We start from the raw sequence: 18,785 nt of genomic DNA on the forward strand, positions 1-18,785 counted from the left end.
AGGAGAATTCATGTTTGTTTGTGGGAACCAGGCTTGCGGCGCGCGCTGGGAGCCGGACGAGGTGCAGATCCGCAACGAAGGGCAGGGGCCGGTATTCCGCTGCCCGCAATGCGGCGCCCGCAACCATGTCGAAGCCCGCACCGCGCGCGACGGCACCACGGTCTACCGGCAGGTAGCCGCGAAGCCGGCAGCGCGCTAGCCCGCCAGCCGCTTCGGCGCCGCAAGCCTGTGCAGTACCCCACGCCTGTGGGGTCAAATTCACATGGCTGCCGACTTAAGCTCGTTCGGGCGAGACCGTTAAACACAAAATGGACTTTGCCGACTTCCCTCAACACTCCGCTTCCAATGCTGAACGCATGGGCTGGGCGAATGCTTCCCCGGAAGTCATCGCCAAGGTACTGAATTCGGCGCTGGCGGCGCAGGACCTGTCCGGGTTTGCCGCGCTGCTGTCGGATATCGCGCGCGACCGCGGCCTCAAGGGGCAGCGCGCCGCGCACCAGTCGATCTACGACATGCCTTATGCCAGCCTGCTGCCCCGGCAGAAGCATCTGTTGTCAGATGCATTCGAGCTGCTGGTGCTGCTCGGGCTGGAGTTGCGCGCCCGGCGGGACGACGAGGGCTTCGACACCGAGGACAGCGGCGACAGCGGCGACGAATAAGTCCGCGCCTTGCCCGCGCCAGGGATGGCGCGCTAGCCGCGCTCCAGCATCCCGATCTCGCGCACCGCGACCGACAGCATCGACAGTCCCGCGGCACCCGATGCGCGCTGGTCGGCAAGCATGCGCGTAAAGCGTTCCAGCGCGCCGTGGCGGCTGGCACGCCAGGCATCGATCATCGCTTCCGGCGATTCCAGTTCCCCCTGTTGCGACAGCACGCTGACCGTCAGCGCGCGCTTGAGCCGGCCCAGGTCTTCCAGCGTGGTGGTGCGCGCCAGCAGGTCCCAGTGCGTGTCCGAGGGCAGAGCCAGCGCACGCTCGCGCAGCCAGCTGAAGCTCAGGTGGCTGTCCAGCGCGAAATACACCCCCGCGACCAGGTCGAGGCTGCGCTCGCACGCGTTGGCCACTTCGGCGATATCCAGCGCCGCCGCGGAAATCTCGCTGCCGGCAACGCGCAAGGCGAGCGCCTCGTCGACCCCGGCATCGGAGAAGGTCCTGGCATGTTCCGCCAGCGCCGCCGCATCGGCCGGCGGCAGCAGCCGAGGCAACTGCGGCAGCAGCCACTGCGCCGCCTGCGTAAAGCGCGCCAGTTCGGCGCCGGCCTGGCCGCCGCTGCGCAGATAGCGGATAAACCACAGGCAGGCCCGCTCCAGCAGCACCGCCACCTCGCCGAACATGCGAGCCTGCTCGGCATCGGGCCCGCGGTTGTCCAGCGCATCGATCTCCTGCCACAGCGCGGTCAGCCCGAACACATCGCGCGCAATCAGGCAGGCGCGCACGATGTCGGCCGGGCGCGCGTCGGTTTCTTCCATGATCCGGTGCACGAAGGTCGCGCCGATGCGGTTGACCAGCATATTGGTCAGGTGCGTCGAGAGAATCTCCCGGCGCAGCGGGTGGCGATGCATGGTTTCGCCATGGCGCTGGCGCAGCGGCACCGGGAAATAATCGGACAGCAGGCCGCCGACCAGCGGGTCTTCGGGCACGTCGGAATCCAGCAGCGCGTCGTACAGCCACATCTTGCTGTACGCCAGCAGCACCGCGCGCTCGGGCGACGTGAGCCCTTCCCCGGCCAGCTTGCGCTCGGCAATCTCTTCGTCGGAAGGCAGGAATTCCAGCGCCCGGTTCAGCCGCCCGGCGCGCTCCAGCCAGCGCACCAGCCGCGCCTCGCCATCGAGCAGCGCCGTGGCGTGGCGCCCGGCCACCGACAGCGCCTGGGTCTGGTAGTAGTTGTCCTGCAGCACCAGCAGGCCGACCTCGTCGGTCATCTCGGCCAGCAGCTTGTTGCGCTGCTTCTCGGTCATCTCGCCATCGGCCATCACCAGGCCAAGCAGGATCTTGATATTGACCTCATGGTCGGAGCAATCCACGCCGGCGGAGTTGTCGATGGCATCGGTGTTGATGCGGCCCCCCTTGCGCGCGAACTCGATGCGGCCCAGCTGGGTAAAGCCCAGGTTGCCGCCTTCGCCGACCACCTTGCAGCGCAGTTCGTTGCCGTTGACGCGCACCGCGTCGTTGGTGCGGTCGCCGGCCTGCAGGTGCGTTTCCTGGCTCGACTTGACGTAGGTGCCGATGCCGCCGTTGTAGAGCAGGTCGACCGGCGCCATCAGGATGGCGTGGATCAGCTCGGCCGGCGACAGCGCGCTGGCCGTGATGCCGAGCACCGCCTGCACCTGCGGCGTCAGCGTGATGGTCTTGGCCGTGCGCGGGAAGATGCCGCCGCCGGCGGAGATCAGCGTGGCGTCGTAGTCGGCCCAGCTCGAGCGCGGCAGATTGAACAGCCGTGTGCGTTCCTCCAGCGTGCGCGCGGGATCCGGGTCGGGGTCGAGGAAGATGTGACGGTGGTCGAAGGCGGCCACCAGCTTGATATGCGGCGACAGCAGCATGCCGTTGCCGAACACATCGCCCGACATGTCGCCGACGCCGGCCACGGTGAAGTCGGTGGTCTGGATATCGACGCCCATCTCGCGGAAATGCCGCTTGACCGATTCCCAGGCGCCGCGCGCGGTGATGCCCATCTTCTTGTGGTCGTAGCCGACCGAGCCGCCGGAGGCGAAGGCATCGTCGAGCCAGAAGCCATACTCGGCCGAAATCGCGTTGGCGAAGTCGGAGAACGTCGCGGTGCCCTTGTCGGCGGCGACCACCAGGTAGGGATCGTTGTCGTCATGCCGCACCACGTCGGGTGGCGGCACCAGCTGGCCGCCGACAAGGTTGTCGGTCAGGTCCAGCAGCCCGCGCAGGAAGGTCTGGTAGCAGGCGATGCCTTCCTGCAGGAACGCATCGCGGTCGCCCGGCGGGGGCGGGCGCTTGACCACGAAACCGCCCTTGGAGCCCACCGGCACGATCACCGTGTTCTTGACCATCTGCGCCTTCATCAGGCCCAGGACCTCGGTGCGGAAGTCTTCGCGGCGGTCGGACCAGCGCAGCCCGCCGCGCGCGACGCGGCCGCCGCGCAGGTGCACACCCTCGACCCGCGGCGAATAGACCCAGATCTCGAACATCGGCCGCGGCTCGGGCAGCCCGGGCACCAGCGCCGGGTTGAACTTGAACGACACATAGGGACGCGGCTGGCCGTCCTCGCCGCGGTGGAAATAGTTGGTGCGCACCGTGGCCTGGATCACACCCAGGAAGAGCCGCAGGATGCGGTCCTCGTCGAGGTTGGGCACCTTGTCGAGCGCGGCTTCGATGTCGGCCAGCAGCTTGTCGCAGCGTGCCTGGCGCGCGGTGTCGGCAGCCACCTGGCTGACAGTGTCGAAGCGCGCGATGAACAGCGCGACCAGCATCGCCGCGATGCCCGCATTGCCGGTCAGCGCGCGTTCGATATAGGCATCGCTGAAGGTCGAGCCGACCTGGCGCAAATAGCGTGCGTAGGCGCGCAGGATGGTGACATCGCGCGCGGCCATTTCGGCACGCAGCACCAGCCGGTTCAGGTCGTCGTTCTCGATTTCGCCATGCCAGGCACGCGCAAAGGCGTCTTCGAACAGCGCCTTGACGCGCGCGATATCGAAGTCCGCCGCGCCGCCGCTGTCGGCAATTTCCAGCCCGAAGTCATGCACCCACACCGGCGCGCCGCTGTCGGGCTCGATCAGGTAGGGGCGCTCTTCGTCCACGCGCACGCCCAGGTGTTCGAGCATGGGCAGGCTGTGCGACAGCGCGATCGGCTCGCCGGCACGGTAGACCTTGAAGCGGAACGCGCCCGGCGCGGCCTCGATCGGCCGGTACAGGTTCATGGCCATGCCGCGCGCGCTGTCGTGGGCGCGCAGCGCGCGCTCCATCAGCTCGATGTCGCGCACGGCGGTGCGGGCGGGGTAGTCTTCGCGGTAGCCCGCGGGGAACGAGGCGCCGTAGCGCTGCAGCAGCCGGTTGCCTTGCTCCTCGCCGTGGCTTTCGTGCAGCGCTTCGGCAAGGTCGTCCTGCCAGCGGCGGCTGGCGTGGACGATGCGCTGCTCCAGTTCGGCGGTGTCGACATGCGGCATCGTGCCCGGTTCGCCGCGCACGGTCAGCTGGATGCGCGCCAGCGGCGATTCCGACAGCAGCGGCGTGAATTCGCAGCTGGTGCCGTGGAAGGCCGCAGTCAGCAGCTTCTGGATCTTCTGGCGCAGGTCGGTGTTGTACTTGTCGCGCGGCACGAACACCAGGCACGAGACAAAGCGGTCGAAACGGTCGCGCCGCACGAACAGCCGCGTGCGCTGGTGCTCCTGCAGCCGCAGGATGCCGGTGGTGATGCCGAACAGTTCGTCCTCGCTCGCCTGGAACAGTTCGTCGCGCGGATATTGCTCGAGGATGGTCACCAGCGACTTGTACAGGTGGCCCTTGGTGAGGAAGCCGGCGCGCGCCAGGATATTGGCGCACTTGCGCCGCACCAGCGGAATCTCGGCGATCGGCGCCGTGTACGCGGTCGAGGTGTACAGGCCCACGAAGCGGCGCTCGCCGAACAGCTGGCCCTGTGCATCCAGCAGCTTGACACCGACATAGTCGAGATAGCCCGGCCGGTGCACGCTGGCGCGCGAGTTGGCCTTGGTGACGAAGATCTGCGTGGGGCCCTCGATGATGGCGGTGGCCGCGGCCGGCAGCGGCGTCAGGTCCTGCGCCTCCGGCTCGCGCAGGCTCTCGCGCAGGATGCCCGCGCCCGAGCCCGGCACGCCGCGCAGGAAATAGCGCCCTTCCTGCGCCACCAGCTCGTAGTCGCGCTGGCCGAGGAAGGTGAAGTGGTCGTCCATCATCCATTCCAGGAAGGCGCGGGCCTCGGTGCTGTCGGGCGAGGCGGCAGCCGGTGCCTGCGCCAGCATGGCGATGGTGGCCTGGGTGATGTCGCACATCGCCGGCCAGTCTTCGACCGCGGCGCGCACGTCGCCCAGCACGCGCGCGATGCCGCTGCGCAGCGCGTCCAGCCGCGCGGCCTCGCCGCTGCGGTCGACCTCGAAGTGGATGAAGGATTCCAGGCGCGAATTGTCGCCAGGCTCGCCGGCGCCGCCCAGCGCGATGCGCTCGATCCCGCCGGCGGCACTGCGCCAGACGCGGAACACCGGGTGGATCGCCGAATGCAACGCCAACCCTTGCCGGTTGATCTCCATGGTCACGGAGTCGACCAGGAAGGGCATGTCGTCGTTGACGATCTCGACCACGGTATGGTCGGAGTGCCAGCCATGCTCTTCCAGCGTCGGGTTGTAGATGCGGATGCGCGCGCTGCCCGGGACGAACTTCTGCGCGGTCTGCCAGTGCGCCATCACGGCGCCGTACAGGTCGGCGACTTCGCGGTGCAGCAGGTCTTCTGCGTCGGCCTGGTCGTAGTAGTGCCGCAGGAGGGGCTCGGCGGTGCCGAACGTGGCCGCCGGCAGCCGCTCCCGCGCAAAGGCAAGCAGTTCGTCCAGCAGGTGCGCGACTTTGTCTTCGTTCTCCTGCGGCATGATCCCTCCTCGCGGTATCGATGGACGACGCGGCCAGTGCGGCCCGCGCGGCAATTACGCCGCCGGTCCGGCATGTGCCGGGGCATGCTCATACTTTAGGAAAAATCAGCGCACCTGGCGGGACAAAGTCGCGAAGAAAGCAGGGGGTCCGGACAGTGCGGCGGGTCCGCCCGCGAGGGAGGCGGCCGCCGGCCTTGGCGCGCGCGTCAGAAGCGCGCGCTGGCGAGGGTAGGGCAAGAGGCCGGGCGATGCGCAACCGGGGGCAGTCCCGTGCAGGGGACGACGGACGCCGGCATGCCGGCCTGGGTTGAAGCACCGCCGGCTGTCGCCAGCTTGTCCTGGCGCGCGGCTTCGCCGCCCACGCGGATCTGGCGCGTGGTGTGGTCGTTCAGCCGGATCTTCATCCGTTCCAGCAGGCTGCCCAGCGCCACGCGCTCCTGCGGGCTGAACGGTGCCACCGACACGCTGTGCAGCGCGCTGAGCGCCTGCGAGGCGCGTTCGAGGCGGCTCGCAGCGGTGTCGGAGATGCGGGGCGCAATGGCCTCGGCATACTCGATCCAGCCGTCGCGGCGCAGTTCATGCAGCAGCAGTTCCGACTGCGGAACATCGATCGGCATGGCGCCCGGCAACGGGGCGCCGCGCACGAAGTGGCCGCGCCTGATCGCGCGCAGCAACAGCCATTTGGCGTAAGTCAGGCCAGAGGCGGAGAGGGTCTGTTCCAGGGCGTCCTGCCAGGCGGTGACGGCGTCGACCAGTGCAAGGACGACCGGCTCGTTGGGTTCGAGAGGTCTGGGCTGCATGAATGGCGTCTCCTGATTTTCAAATTGCCGCCACTACGATGCTGCAGGCACCCGTCACGCTTGTGCGACGGGTTGATGGGCCGAGCATGGCCGGCCCGGGCGGCACGGTTGCTGGACCTCTCTGGCGGGCCCGTTCAACCGATAGGGCGAGACAGTACCAGAAACTTTTGCCATTTTTGTGACATTGCGGGTATGTCCTGAGGCTCCGGACGCGGTTAGTGGCGCGCAGGTCCCTGGCGCCGGATCGGCTATGAAGAAAGCGACTGGTTGTCATGACTTTAAATCGCAGCCTGAATAGAGGTGCCTGGCTACACTGCCAGCCGGAGACCCCGGCAAACAAGGCACGGGGCGAGCGGCACAGGCAAGGGCCCGCGCCGCCAGACCGGAGATCACGATGGACAAGGAACGCATTCGCCTGGCGAGGCTGCATGACAAGGTAGTCTCGGCCGACGAGGCCGCCGCGCTGATCCGCGACGGCATGACCGTAGGCATGAGCGGTTTCACCCGCGCGGGCGACTGCAAGGAAGTCCCGTTCGCGCTGGCGCGGCGCGCGGCGACCGAGCCGCTGCGCATCACCCTGATGACGGGCGCCTCGCTCGGCAACGACATCGACCGCGTCCTGGCCGAGGCCGACGTGATCGCGCGCCGCCTGCCGTTCCAGTCCGATGGCACGCTGCGCCGCAAGATCAACGCCGGCGAGGTGATGTTCATCGACCAGCACCTGTCCGAAACCGTCGAGCAGCTGCGTTCCGGCCAGATCGCGCCGGTGGACGTGGCGGTGGTCGAGGCCGTGGCGATTACCGAGCAGGGCGGCATCATCCCCAGCACCTCGGTGGGCAATTCGGCAAGCTTTGCCATGCTGGCGCGCAAGGTGATCGTCGAGATCAACATGAACATGCCGCTGGAGCTGGAAGGGCTGCACGACATCTATTTCCCGGTCCAGCGCCCGTACCGCCAGCCGATCCCGCTGATCGCGCCGGAACAGCGCATCGGACTCCCGTATATTCCGATCGATCCGGAGAAGATTGCCGCCATCGTCATCACCGCCAAGGACGACAGCCCGTCCAATGCGCTGCCGCCGGACGACGAGACCCGCAGCATCGCCGGCCACCTCAATGACTTCCTGCTGCGCGAAGTGCGCGCGGGCAAGCTGTCGCCGTCGCTGCAGCCGCTGCAGGCCGGCATCGGCACCATTGCCAATGCCGTGCTGCACGGGCTGGTCGAGTCGCCGTTCCGCGACCTGAAGATGTATTCCGAGGTGCTGCAGGACAGCACCATCGAGTTGCTCGATGCGGGCCGGCTGTCGTTCGCGTCGGCGTCGTCGGTGACGCTGACGCGCGAGGTCTACCAGCGCTTCCTGTCGAACCTGGACCGCTACCGTTCGCGCCTGCTGCTGCGCCCGCAGGAGATCAGCAACCATCCCGAGATCCTGCGCCGGCTGGGGCTGATCACCATCAACACCGCGCTGGAGTGCGACATCTACGGCAACGTCAACTCCACGCATGTGGGTGGCACGCACATGATGAACGGCATCGGCGGCTCCGGCGACTTTGCGCGCAATGCGCACGTGTCGGTGTTCGTGACCAAGTCGGTGGCCAAGGGCGGCGAGGTCTCGAGCATCGTGCCGATGGTGGCGCACGTGGACCACACCGAGCACGATGTCGACATCATCGTCACCGAGCACGGCCTGGCCGACCTGCGCGGCCTGGCACCGCGCGAGCGCGCGCGCACCGTCATCGCCAATTGCGCCGATCCGCAATACCGCGAGTTGCTGGGCGACTATTTCCGCCGCGCCAGCGCCCACGGCGGCCAGACGCCGCACCTGCTGGAAGAGGCGTTGTCCTGGCATGTCGGCTTGCGCGATCGCGGCACCATGCGGTCCGCACAGCCGGCGCAGGCCCTGGCTGCCTGAAACCCGCACGCAAGAATGCAAACAGCCCGCCGAAGCGGGCTGTCCTGCCGGGACATTGCGGGCTTACTGCGCCTTGCTGCCCTGGCTGGCGGGCGCCTTGGCGCCATCGGTGTACGGATCGTACTTGCCGGCCTTGGCGCCGTCGGTGTGAGGATCGAACTTGCCCGACTTGGCACCATCGGTGTTCGGGTCGAACTTCTTGCCCGAGGTGGTCAGGTCCGAGCGCGTCGACTGCTTGGCGCCGTCGGTGTAGGGGTCGAACTTGCCCGACTTCGCCGGGTTCTGGTTCGGGCTGGCCTGCTTCTTGGTATGGCTGCCGCCGTACAGGTCGCCGCCATCGGTGTAGTTCTTCTGCGCATGAACCTGCGTCGCGCCCATGGCGGCGAATGCTGCAACGATCAGGGTAGAAACGGTCTTCTTCAGCATCTCTCTTATCCTCGCGATTTCGGCATCGCAGCGCCTGTGCGATGCCGGGTTTGGGGCCGAGCGTGGTCCGGCGTGCGGCCGGCCGTGTGGCGGATCACCCAGCTAATGTACCGAGTTGGCGCGTGTCCGCAAAGTGAAAGTTTCTTCTAGGGATATTGAAACGCTTGGGCGGGCGTTGCGTCCTGTTCAGGATCAAGATCTGGCCCGGTTGGTCGGAAATCTCCCACCAGGCAGGGCCGTTATCGGCACGTTTGTGAACCTTCAGGCGAAAAAAACGGCTGCCATGCGGCAGCCGTTCGATGGCCCCTCGTCTGACGCCGGTTATTCCAGCGTGATGTTCTGGTCATGCGCAATCTTCTTGCGCAGGTCCAGTTCGCGCTTGATCTGCGCGGCGTACTGGGCCGAGGTATTGCCGTCGGTGTAGGCGCCGCTTTCAGCCAGGCGGCGCTTCGTGTTCGGATCCTGCAACGCCTTGACCGCGGCATCGTGCACGCGCGTGATGATGGCCGCGGGCGTGCCGGCCGGCGCGACCAGGCCATACCAGGCCATGTTGTTCATGTCCTTCATGCCGGCTTCGGCAAAGGTCGGCACGTCGGGCAGGCCCTCGACGCGCTTGGGTGCCGCCACGGCCAGCGCGCGCAGCTTGCCGGCCTGGATATGCGGCATCGACGACGGCAGGTTGTCGAACTGCGCGTTGACCTGGCCGGCCAGCGTGTCGTTCAGCGCCGGGCCCGATCCACGATAGGGGATATGGACCATGTCGGTCTTGGTGATGTCCTTGAACAGTTCGCCATCCAGGTGCGAGATGCTGCCCTTGCCGGCGGAAGCGTAGCTGTATTTGCCCGGGTTGGACTTCAGCAGCGCGATGAACTCCTTCAGCGTCTTGGCCGGCACCTTCGGGTTCACCGTCAGCACGTTGGGCACGTTGACCAGGTTGGTGATCGGCGCGAAATCCTTGAGCGGGTCGTACGGGTTCTTGGGATTGGTGGCCGGGTTGGTCGCCATGGTGCTGACCGTGGCGATGCCGAGCGTGTAGCCGTCCGGCGCGGACTTGGCCAGCGCGTCGGCACCGATCGCGCCGCCGCCGCCGCCGCGGTTTTCCACCACCACCGGCTGGCCCAGCTCGCGGCCCAGGCTGTCGGAGACCGCGCGTGCGACGATATCGGTGGTGCCGCCGGCCGCGAACGGGACGATCAGGCGGATCGGCTTGGTGGGGTAGGACTGCGCCTGGGCAAAGCCGGCACAGGCCAGGCCGATGGCTGCGATGCAGGCGGCTGCGCCTGCTTTGTTGACTGCTTTCAAGGATGCCTCCGTTCTTCTTTCACTGATTGCTCGCCGGGCGGGCTGCAGGCGTTCTCTCGGGCGCAACGCCATCGTGCGCCCCGCGCCGTCAGTCTTCCCGCGCCGGCTGACCGGGCCGCTCCGGGGTGCGGCAGCGGCCTGCACATTGCGATGGTTCCGCGATACGGAACCATGTTCCACAACATGCGCGGAAGGGATTCAACCGGGAAAGGACGCGCAAGGATATTGGTGACAACCCGCGTATCAAGAAAACAGCGGCCGTGCCGTGCGGTCGACCACGGCTTGCGCAGGCGCGGGAGAGGGTAAGAGGAAGGGCGGGTGAAAATGAAAAAAGCCGGAAGCAAGCTTCCGGCTTTTCCTGAATTCGCTGGTGGGGCGTGAGTGACTCGAACACTCGACCTACGGATTAAGAGTCCGCTGCTCTACCAACTGAGCTAACGCCCCAACGAAGAAAAAGATTGTAGCAAGGTATCGCATACTGCGCAATACCCTTTCGCCGTCTTTTGCAAAGGCGGAGGCAGCAGGGTTCGCTCCCGCCGCTACAATTCGGCACTCCCCGATACACCGCCAGCCCATGCACGCCAGAATCCTGCGCTATCTCGACGAGGTTGTCCGCCGCGGTTCGATCCGCAAGGCGGCCGAGCACCTGCACGTGGCGCCGACGGCCGTGAACCGGCAGATCCTTGACCTGGAAGCCGAGCTGGGCGCGCCGCTGTTCGAGCGCATCAACAAGCGGCTGCGCCTGACGCCGCTGGGCGAGATGGTGCTGGCCCACGTCCGCCAGACGCTGCGCGAGCATGACGCGCTGCGCGAGCGCATCGAAGAATTCAAGGGCGCTCGCCGCGGCGACGTCACCGTGGCGGTCACCGCGGGGCTGGCCGGATCGCTGATGCCGTCGCTGGTGCATGACTTCCGCCAGCGCTACCCGGGCATCATGGTGCGCGTGAACGACCTGCCGGTTGCCGGGATCGTCGCGGCGGTCGAGCAGGGCGATGCCGATCTCGGGCTTGGCTACGATCTGCCGGAACTGCCCGCCTTCCGCGCGCTGGCCAGCAGCGACTGGCAGATCGGCGCGGTCGTGCCGCCGGGCCATGCGCTGGCGGCGCAGCCGTCCGTGCTGTTGAGCGAATGCGTCGGCTATCCGCTGATCCTGCCGGCGCCGTCGCTATCGATCCGCGCGCTGCTGGATGCCGCCTTTTCCCGCAATGCCATCGAAGTGTCGCCGGTGGCGGAATCGACCTCGACCGTGCTGATCCGCCAGCTGGTCATGCTGGGCACCGGCGTGGCGCTGCTGAACCCGCTCGACGTGATGGAGGAGCGCGCGCGGCAGGCGCTGGTGTACGTGCCGCTGCGCGACCGCCACCTGCAGGGGCAGACGCTGACGCTGGTGGCGCGTGCCCGCGGCACCCCCAGCGCGGCCGCGGAGCTGATGGCAGAACGCATCGGCGATGCGCTGGCCACGCTGTTCGCCCAGGCCCGCTAGTCGGGGTGGCGCGGCTGTCCACTTTTTGTGGACACGGTGCTCGGAATTCAATGCTTAGGCGCGAGCACGCCTTCGTCTTAGACTGGCGGCATCCGTCCCCAAGCACCCAAGGAATGCCGCCATGACCCTGATTGCCCTGAACGCCGACGTACTCGTCACCATGGACGCGCAGCGCCGCGAGATCCGCGACGGCGCGCTGGTCGCCGAAGGGCCGGCGGTGCAGTGGGTCGGTCCGAGCGCCGAACTGCCGGCGCAATACCGCCGCATGGTCGACGACGGCAGCGCGCAGGTGCTCGACATGCGCGGCCGCGTGGTGACGCCCGGACTGGTCAACACGCACCACCACATGTACCAGAGCCTGACGCGCGCCGTGCCCGCCGCGCAGGATGCCGAGCTGTTCTCGTGGCTGACCAACCTGTACATGCTGTGGTCGCACCTGACGCCGGAAATGATTGCCGTGTCGACCAAAACCGCGATGGCCGAGCTGATGCTGTCCGGCTGCACCACCACCAGCGATCACCTCTACCTGTTCCCCAACGGCTCGCGCCTGGACGATTCGATCGCCGCCGCGCAGGAGATGGGCATGCGCTTCCATGCCGCGCGCGGCTCGATGAGCGTGGGCCGCAGCAAGGGCGGCCTGCCGCCCGACGTGGTGGTCGAAGACGAAGCCGCGATCCTGCGCGACAGCCAGCGGCTGGTCGAGCAGTACCACGACGGCGCGCGTCACGCGATGCTGCGCGTGGTGCTGGCGCCGTGCTCGCCGTTCTCGGTGTCGCGCGACCTGATGCGCGAGTCGGCCGTGATGGCGCGCCACTACGGCGTGTCGCTGCACACCCACCTGGCCGAGAATGACAACGACATCGCGTACTCGCGCGAGAAGTTCGGCCTGACGCCGGCGCAGTATGCCGAAGACCTGGGCTGGGTCGGTCACGACGTCTGGCATGCGCACTGCGTGAAGCTCGATGAAGAGGGTATCGCGCTGTTCGCGCGTACCGGCACCGGCGTGGCGCATTGCCCGTGCTCGAATATGCGGCTCGCCTCAGGCATTGCGCCGGTGCGGGCGATGCGCGATGCCGGCGTGCCGGTTGGCCTGGGTGTCGACGGCAGCGCCTCGAACGACGGCGCGCACATGCTGGGCGAAGTGCGCCAGGCCATGCTGCTGCAGCGCGTCGGCTACGGCCCGGCCGCCCTGAGCGCGCGCGAGGCGCTGGAGATCGCCACGCTGGGCGGCGCACGCGTGCTCAACCGCGACGATATCGGCGCGCTGGCGCCCGGCATGTCGGCGGACTTCGTCGCCTTCGATATGTCAGGGGTGGGCTTTGCCGGCGGCGGCCACGACCTGGTCGCCTCGCTGGTGTTCTGCACCCCCGCCAATGTCGCGGCGAGCGTGATCAACGGCCGCGAAGTGGTGCGCGATGGCATGCTGCTGACGGCGGACCTGCCCAGCGTGCTGACGCGGCATCGCGCACTGGCACGCACGCTGTTCGAGCGCGCCAGCGTCGGCGCCTGACCGCGGCAGTTGCGGCACAGGCAGTTGCGGCACATCAAGGCGAAACACCAGGAGCGAAAAAGCAAAAGGCCGGAAGCATTGCTGCTTCCGGCCTTTCTGTGTTCGCTGGTGGGGCGTGAGTGACTCGAACACTCGACCTACGGATTAAGAGTCCGCTGCTCTACCAACTGAGCTAACGCCCCAACGAAGAACGAGATTCTAGCATGATTTTCGGCGCTGTCAACAGTTTGCGCGCCATCGCGCGCAAACCGGCGCAACGCCTTTCGCGCATGCCGATGCCGGCAACCATCAGGTGAACGGAACCGAACGCCAGCTTTGCTGGTCTTCGGATTGAGCGCAATCGCACAAGCTGGATCCGCACGATATCGCCGGAGCCATGTTAGGATTCTTCTCCACTTGCATATGGAGGGCTGCACCGATGGATATTAAATTCCAAGAGCAAGAGCGCTACGACATCAACAACGAAGGCTTGCTCTTTCAGGCGATCGTCAATGGCGAGAAAGTGACTTGCGTAGTGACACGCGAGGCGCTGTGGGAAGGCTTCAGCGCCGACCAGGTGCTGTCGCTGGAAGAGGCATTCCGTGCCGGCCGCGAAACCATCGAACGCGCCGCCGTGGTGCTGATCGAGCAGGGCGCGCCCCAGCCAATCGTCGTCAAGCGCGCCCACGTGGCGCCGATCTGATGAGGATGGATGCCCCGGCCAGCCGTCGGCATGTCGCGGGCGCCCATCCACCATCAGGCATCACCGCGTAGGGCCGTCCGGCCTTGCGTACCCGGCCCGGCAACGCCGGCGCAGGCACCCACGTCATCCCCGCTGTTTCAATTTCCGGTTGTTTAACGCTGTCCTCGGCAGGCTTTTCTTGCTGACGGCATCTTGTGTGCGACGTATGAGCGCGACGCGTCAGCGTGCCGCCGCGGTGGCGCATGCCCCCGGCTGCGGTGCGCTGGCCGCATCCGCATTGACGGCGCCGTGAGCGGATGCCCCCGGCCGTGACGCGCATTCTTCAAAGATCCTGGCGCGGCACTGCGCGCAGATCTCGGGCGACAGCTTGCCGATGATCGTGTGCAGCGCCTGCCGCTTGGTCGGGAAGATATGGTCCGGCCCCAGCTTGTTGCTGAAGCCGGTCTGCTCCCACGTCTGCAGCACCTGCGTGCGCGGACGGTGGAAGTAGAGGTCGCCGCCCATGGCGCGGCGCTCGACCAGCTCGTTTTCCCACATCTCCGCACCCGCCAGGTCGATGAAATTCATGCTCTTGGTCATCGCCAGCAAATGCGTCTGGCCGGCGTTGACTTCGCGCAGCCAGTGCAGGCGGTCGGTCACGTACTGCACGGCGCCGAAGTAGATCGCGCCTTCCATGCGCAGCAGCTTGAGCTGCGGGCATTCCGGCTGCGGGCGGTGCAGTTCGTCCAGCGGCGTGAAGCGCCGGCCCGGGTCGTCGGCATCCGGCACCAGGCTGCGCACTGCCGGCCTGGAGGTGCGGTACAGGTAGGCCACCAGCGACAGCACGGTGCCGAGCAGCACCGCCATTTCGAGCCGGATCACCAGCGTCGCGGCGAAGGTGCCGATGGCAATCGCGAACTCGGTACGGCTGAGCGTGAAGATGCGCCGCAGCCGTGCAATATCGAGCAGTCCCCACGCCACCAGCAGCAGCATGGCGCCGATCGCCGCCATCGGGATCTGCGCCAGCAGCGGCGCGCTGAGCGCGACCAGCGCCACCAGCCACAGCGCCGAGAACACGCTGGCCAGCGGTGTGCGCGCGCCGGCTTCAAAGTTGGGCATCGAGCGGTTGAGCGAGCCGCACGAGATATAGCCGGAGAAAAAGCCGCCGGCGATATTGGACAGGCCCTGGCCGATGAATTCGCGGTTGGCGTCGATATGCTGCCCGGAGCGCAGCGCCACCGCCTTGGCGATCGAGATCGACTGGCCCAGCGCGACGATGGTCAGCGCCGAGGCGATGCCGAGCAGGTCGGGCAGCTTGCGCCAGTCGAGGTCGGGCACATGGAAATGCGGCAGCGCCGACGGGATCGGCCCGACCACGTTCACATGCTGGGCGCCGGTGCCGGCCTGGTTCAGCAACAGCGCCACGCCATAGCCGGCCAGCAGGCCCAGCAGCATGAACGGCAGCTTGCGCCACAGCCGCTTGCACAGCAGCGTCACCGCCAGCGTCACGGCGGCGACGGCCGCCGCGGACCAGTTGATCGTGTCGGCGTGTTCGGCCAGGTGACGCAGCACGCCGAAGGCGCTGGTGCCGGTCGGCACTTGCAGGCCGAACACATCCTTCAGCGCATACAACCCGATCAGTGTCGCGGCGCCGCAGGTGAAGCCGAGCAGCACCGACGGCGAGATAAAGTTGGCGAGCGAACCGAGCCGCAGCGTGCCGACGGCGAGCTGCATCACGCCGACCAGGATGGTTACCGCGAGCGCCAGCCCGATATACGCGGGGCTGCCGGCAAACGCCAGCGGGCTCAGCATCGCGAACAACGCCAGCGAATTGGCATTGGTCGGCCCCGACATCACGTGCCAGCTCGAACCGAACAGCGCCGCGACGATGCAGGGCACCACCGCGCTGTAGATGCCGTACTGCGGCGGCAGTCCGGCCAGCGTGGCGAAGGCAACGCCCTGTGGCAACACCAGCACCGCGCCGAGCAGGCCGGCGACCATGTCGGCGCGCAGCGTGGCGCGGTCGATGCGCTGGCGCCAGGGGAACATGCGATGCAGGAAATTGCCTTGCGTGGATGCTGTCATGGAGAGCAGGTACTGACTCGTCGGCGGCCTGCCCGTGGCCGCGTAGGGGCGGGGCCTAGCCGCAGTGCAGCGTGGCAACCACCGGCGTGTGGTCCGACGGCTGCTCCCAGGTGCGCGGCACGCGGTCGATCACGCAGGCCGCGCACTGCTGCGCCAGCGTTGGCGACAGCAGGATATGGTCGATGCGCAGTCCCGCATTGCGGCGGAATGCCAGCATGCGGTAATCCCACCAGGAGAAGCTCTTCTCAGGCTGGTCGAACCTGCGGAAGGCATCGGCCAGGCCCAGTTCGACCAGCGCCGCAAAGGCGGCGCGCTCCGGCGGCGACACCAGGTTCTGGCCTTCCCACTTGGCCGGATCATGCACGTCGCGGTCTTCGGGGGCGATATTGAAATCACCCAGCAGCGCCAGCTTGGGATGGCGCGCCAGTTCCTCGCGCAGCCACGCCGTCATGGCTTCCAGCCACTTGAGCTTGTACGTGAACTTCTCCGACTCGGGCGACTGGCCGTTGGGGAAGTAGGCACAGACCAGCCGCAGGTCGCCGTAGGTGGCGGCGATCACGCGCTGCTGCGCGTCCTCGAAGCCGGGAATGTTGCGCACCACGTCGGCCGGCCCGGGCATGCTGGCGTCGCGGGCGACGATGGCCACGCCGTTGTACGTCTTCTGGCCGGTGTAGATGCTGTGGAAGCCGGCATTCTCCAGTTCGGCCAGCGGGTACTTGTCGTCCGGCAGCTTCAGTTCCTGCAGGCACAGCGCATCGATGGGCGCGCCGGCCTGGTCCTGCTCGGCCAGCCATTGCAGCACCTGCGGCAGGCGCACCTTCAGGGAATTGACGTTCCAGCTCGCGATCCGCAGCGGACCGGTGGTGGGCAGTGCAACCGCGCTCATGCCGCCATCCCGCCGTGGCGCAGCAGCGCATCGATCTGCGGCGCGCGGCCGCGGAACGCGACGAAGGATTCCATCGCCGGGCGGCTGCCGCCCACCGACAGGATCTCGCGCTGGTAGCGCGCGCCGGTCTCGCTGTCGAGCACGGTGCCCGACAGCTGTGCCGCTTCCTCGAACGCCGCATAGACGTCGGCCGATAGCACCTCCGCCCACTTGTAGCTGTAGTAGCCCGCCGCGTAGCCGCCGGCAAAGATATGGCTGAAGGTGTTCGGCCAGCGCGACAGCGGATGCTGCGGCACCACGTGCACGCGGTCGTTGATCTGGCGCGACAGCTCCAGCACCGAGGCGGCGCCGGCCGGGTCGAAGTCCGTGTGCAGGTGCATGTCGAACGACGAGAACACGATCTGGCGCAGCGTCATCATGCCGTTCTGGAAGTTCCTGGCGGCCAGCATGCGGTCGAACAGCACGCGCGGCAGCGGCGCGCCGGTGTCGACGTGCTGCGTCATGCCGGTCAGCACTTCGTATTCCCAGCAGAAGTTTTCCATGAACTGCGACGGCAGCTCCACCGCATCCCATTCCACGCCGTTGATGCCCGACACGCCCAGCTCGCCCACCTGCGTCAGCATGTGGTGCAGGCCGTGGCCGAACTCATGGAACAGCGTGATCACTTCGTCGTGCGTGAACAGCGCGGGCTTGTTGCCCACCGGCGCGGAGAAGTTGCAGGTCAGGTACGCGACCGGCGTCTGCACGCCGCCTTGCTCCAGCACCTTGCGGCCGCGCGCGTCGTCCATCCAGGCGCCGCCGCGCTTGCCTTCGCGCGCGTACAGGTCGATATAGAACTGGGCCAGCAGCGTGCCTTCCGCCGTGGTCACGCGGAAAAAGCGCACGTCCTTGTGCCAGGTCTGCGCCGGCTCGGCCTCGATGCGCACCGAGAACAGCTTCTGCACCACGCCGAACAGGCCTTCCAGCACCTTGGGTTCCGGGAAGTACTGCTTGACCTCGTGCTCGGAGAACGCATAGCGCTGCTGGCGCAGCTTTTCCGAGGCGTAGGCCACGTCCCACGGTTGCAGGTCGGACAGGCCGAGTTCGGCGGCGGCAAAGGCCTGCAGTTCGGCCCAGTCCTTCTCGGCGTAGGGCCTTGCCTTGATGGCCAGCTCGTCAAGGAACTTCAGCACTTCGGCAGGCGACTCGGCCATCTTCGGCACCAGCGAGACTTCGCCGTAGCACTGGTAGCCAAGCATCTGCGCTTCTTCGCGGCGCAGCGCCAGCTGGTCGCGCATGTTGGCGGTGTTGTCCCACTCGCCCTGGCCCTGGCCGTATTGCGCGCCCAGCTCCGAGGCGCGCGTGACGTTGGCCTCGTACAGCGTCTGGCGCAGCGCACGGTCGTCGGCGTACTGCAGCACCGGGAAGTACGAAGGGAAGTGCAGCGTGAACTTCCAGCCGGCCTTGCCGTCCTTCTCGGCGGCGTGGCGGGCGGCTTCCTTCGCGTCGTCGGGCAGGCCGGCCAGGCGGGCCTCGTCCTCGATGACCAGCGCGTAGGTGTTGGTGGCGTCCAGCACGTGGTCGGAGAAGGCCTTGGACAGCTGCTCCTGCTGCTCCTGGATCTCGGCGAAGCGCGGCTTCTTGTCTTCGGGCAGCTCGGCGCCGCCCAGGCGGAAGCCGCGCAGCTCGTTGTCGATCAGCTGGTGGCGGGCTGCGCTCATGCCGGCGAAGTCGGGGCTGGCGGCCAGTGCCTTGTACTTTTCATACAGCGCCAGGCTCTGGCCGAGCGACGACCAGAACTCGGTCATGCGCGGCAGGTTGTCGGCGTGCGCCTTGCGCAGTTCGGGCGTGTCGGCGACGGCGCTCAGGTGGCTGACCACGCCCCAGGCGCGGCCGAGCGGCTCGGTGGCGGCTTCCAGGGCCTGCACGGCGTTGACCCAGTCCGCCGGCGTGGCCGGGTCCTCGGCGCGGGCGACGGCCTGCTGCGCGCGTTCCAGCAGCACGTCCAGAGCCGGGCTGATGTGCTCGGGCCGGATCTCGGCGAAGCGGGGCAGGTCGGAAAAGTCCAGCAGCGGATTGTTGGCCGGGGTGGCTTGTGCGGCTTGGTCCATGGCGTGTTCTCGGTTGGCTGGCCTCAAGGGTCGATGTCCCGCAGGTGGGGGCGGGGTGCGGGCATTTCCA

13 protein-coding genes and 2 tRNA genes are annotated in these 18,785 nt (G+C 67.4%); 6 read left to right on the forward strand and 9 right to left on the reverse strand.

All coding sequences use genetic code 11. The features are described 5' to 3' along the window. The first annotated feature begins 10 nt into the window (after positions 1–10). Positions 11–199, forward strand: coding sequence for a hypothetical protein (locus JTE92_RS18510; protein ID WP_029047721.1), 189 nt, complete (start codon positions 11–13; stop codon positions 197–199). 109 nt (positions 200–308) lie between these two features. Next, positions 309–659, forward strand: a complete 351-nt coding sequence (locus JTE92_RS18515) for a hypothetical protein (protein WP_063238590.1) — start codon at positions 309–311, stop codon at positions 657–659. Positions 660–691: 32 nt separating this feature from the next. Here JTE92_RS18515 and JTE92_RS18520 read toward each other — a convergent pair whose 3' ends face one another. After that, positions 692–5,560, reverse strand: coding sequence for an NAD-glutamate dehydrogenase (locus JTE92_RS18520; protein WP_063238591.1), 4,869 nt, complete (start codon positions 5,558–5,560; stop codon positions 692–694). Positions 5,561–5,766: 206 nt separating this feature from the next. Further along, positions 5,767–6,360 (reverse strand): winged helix DNA-binding protein, encoded by a 594-nt coding sequence (locus JTE92_RS18525; RefSeq protein WP_063238592.1) that lies wholly within the window; start codon positions 6,358–6,360, stop codon positions 5,767–5,769. Positions 6,361–6,754: 394 nt separating this feature from the next. Here JTE92_RS18525 and scpC point away from each other — a divergent pair, with 394 nt between their 5' ends. After that, a complete protein-coding gene (gene scpC / locus JTE92_RS18530) occupies positions 6,755–8,272 on the forward strand; it encodes a succinyl-CoA:acetate CoA-transferase ScpC (RefSeq protein ID WP_063238593.1) in 1,518 nt (505 codons plus the stop codon). Between the two features lie 63 nt (positions 8,273–8,335). Here the strand turns inward: scpC and JTE92_RS18535 are convergent, their stop codons facing one another. The 3 genes from JTE92_RS18535 to JTE92_RS18545 all read right to left on the reverse strand — a co-directional run bounded on the left by JTE92_RS18535 (position 8,336) and on the right by JTE92_RS18545 (position 10,444). Then, the gene (locus JTE92_RS18535; protein ID WP_063238594.1) at positions 8,336–8,698 is read right to left on the reverse strand and encodes a hypothetical protein; all 363 of its coding nucleotides are present in this window, start codon (positions 8,696–8,698) and stop codon (positions 8,336–8,338) included. 321 nt (positions 8,699–9,019) lie between these two features. Beyond that, positions 9,020–10,000: a tripartite tricarboxylate transporter substrate binding protein BugE gene (locus tag JTE92_RS18540; RefSeq protein ID WP_063238595.1), complete on the reverse strand. Its 981-nt coding sequence runs from the start codon at positions 9,998–10,000 to the stop codon at positions 9,020–9,022. 368 nt (positions 10,001–10,368) lie between these two features. Next, positions 10,369–10,444: transfer RNA gene (locus tag JTE92_RS18545), tRNA-Lys, on the reverse strand. A gap of 130 nt (positions 10,445–10,574) precedes the next feature. Here JTE92_RS18545 and JTE92_RS18550 point away from each other — a divergent pair. After that, on the forward strand, positions 10,575–11,483 hold the full coding sequence (locus JTE92_RS18550; protein WP_063238596.1) for a LysR family transcriptional regulator: 909 nt from the start codon (positions 10,575–10,577) through the stop codon (positions 11,481–11,483). A gap of 121 nt (positions 11,484–11,604) precedes the next feature. Then, positions 11,605–12,993, forward strand: a complete 1,389-nt coding sequence (locus JTE92_RS18555) for an 8-oxoguanine deaminase (protein WP_063238597.1) — start codon at positions 11,605–11,607, stop codon at positions 12,991–12,993. A 106-nt stretch (positions 12,994–13,099) separates the two neighbouring features. Here the strand turns inward: JTE92_RS18555 and JTE92_RS18560 are convergent. Continuing rightward, positions 13,100–13,175: transfer RNA gene (locus JTE92_RS18560), tRNA-Lys, on the reverse strand. Positions 13,176–13,411: 236 nt separating this feature from the next. On the opposite strand from JTE92_RS18560, the gene JTE92_RS18565 reads away from it, so the two are divergent. After that, positions 13,412–13,675, forward strand: a complete 264-nt coding sequence (locus JTE92_RS18565) for a DUF1488 family protein (RefSeq protein WP_029047712.1) — start codon at positions 13,412–13,414, stop codon at positions 13,673–13,675. Between the two features lie 219 nt (positions 13,676–13,894). On the opposite strand, the gene JTE92_RS18570 is transcribed toward JTE92_RS18565, so the two are convergent. From JTE92_RS18570 to JTE92_RS18580, 3 genes are read right to left on the reverse strand one after another with little or no spacing between them, the layout of a single operon-like run. After that, positions 13,895–15,739, reverse strand: coding sequence for a SulP family inorganic anion transporter (locus tag JTE92_RS18570; protein ID WP_063238598.1), 1,845 nt, complete (start codon positions 15,737–15,739; stop codon positions 13,895–13,897). Between the two features lie 55 nt (positions 15,740–15,794). Beyond that, a complete protein-coding gene (gene xth, locus JTE92_RS18575) occupies positions 15,795–16,625 on the reverse strand; it encodes an exodeoxyribonuclease III (RefSeq protein ID WP_174544855.1) in 831 nt (276 codons plus the stop codon). Beyond that, entirely contained in the window at positions 16,622–18,715 is a 2,094-nt protein-coding gene (locus tag JTE92_RS18580) for a M3 family metallopeptidase (RefSeq protein WP_063238599.1), read from the reverse strand. Before JTE92_RS18580 ends, xth begins: the two co-directional genes overlap by 4 nt. Between the last annotated feature and the right edge of the window lie 70 nt (positions 18,716–18,785).

Origin of the sequence: Cupriavidus oxalaticus (assembly GCF_016894385.1) — a bacterium.
In the GTDB taxonomy this organism is placed as follows: domain Bacteria; phylum Pseudomonadota; class Gammaproteobacteria; order Burkholderiales; family Burkholderiaceae; genus Cupriavidus; species Cupriavidus oxalaticus.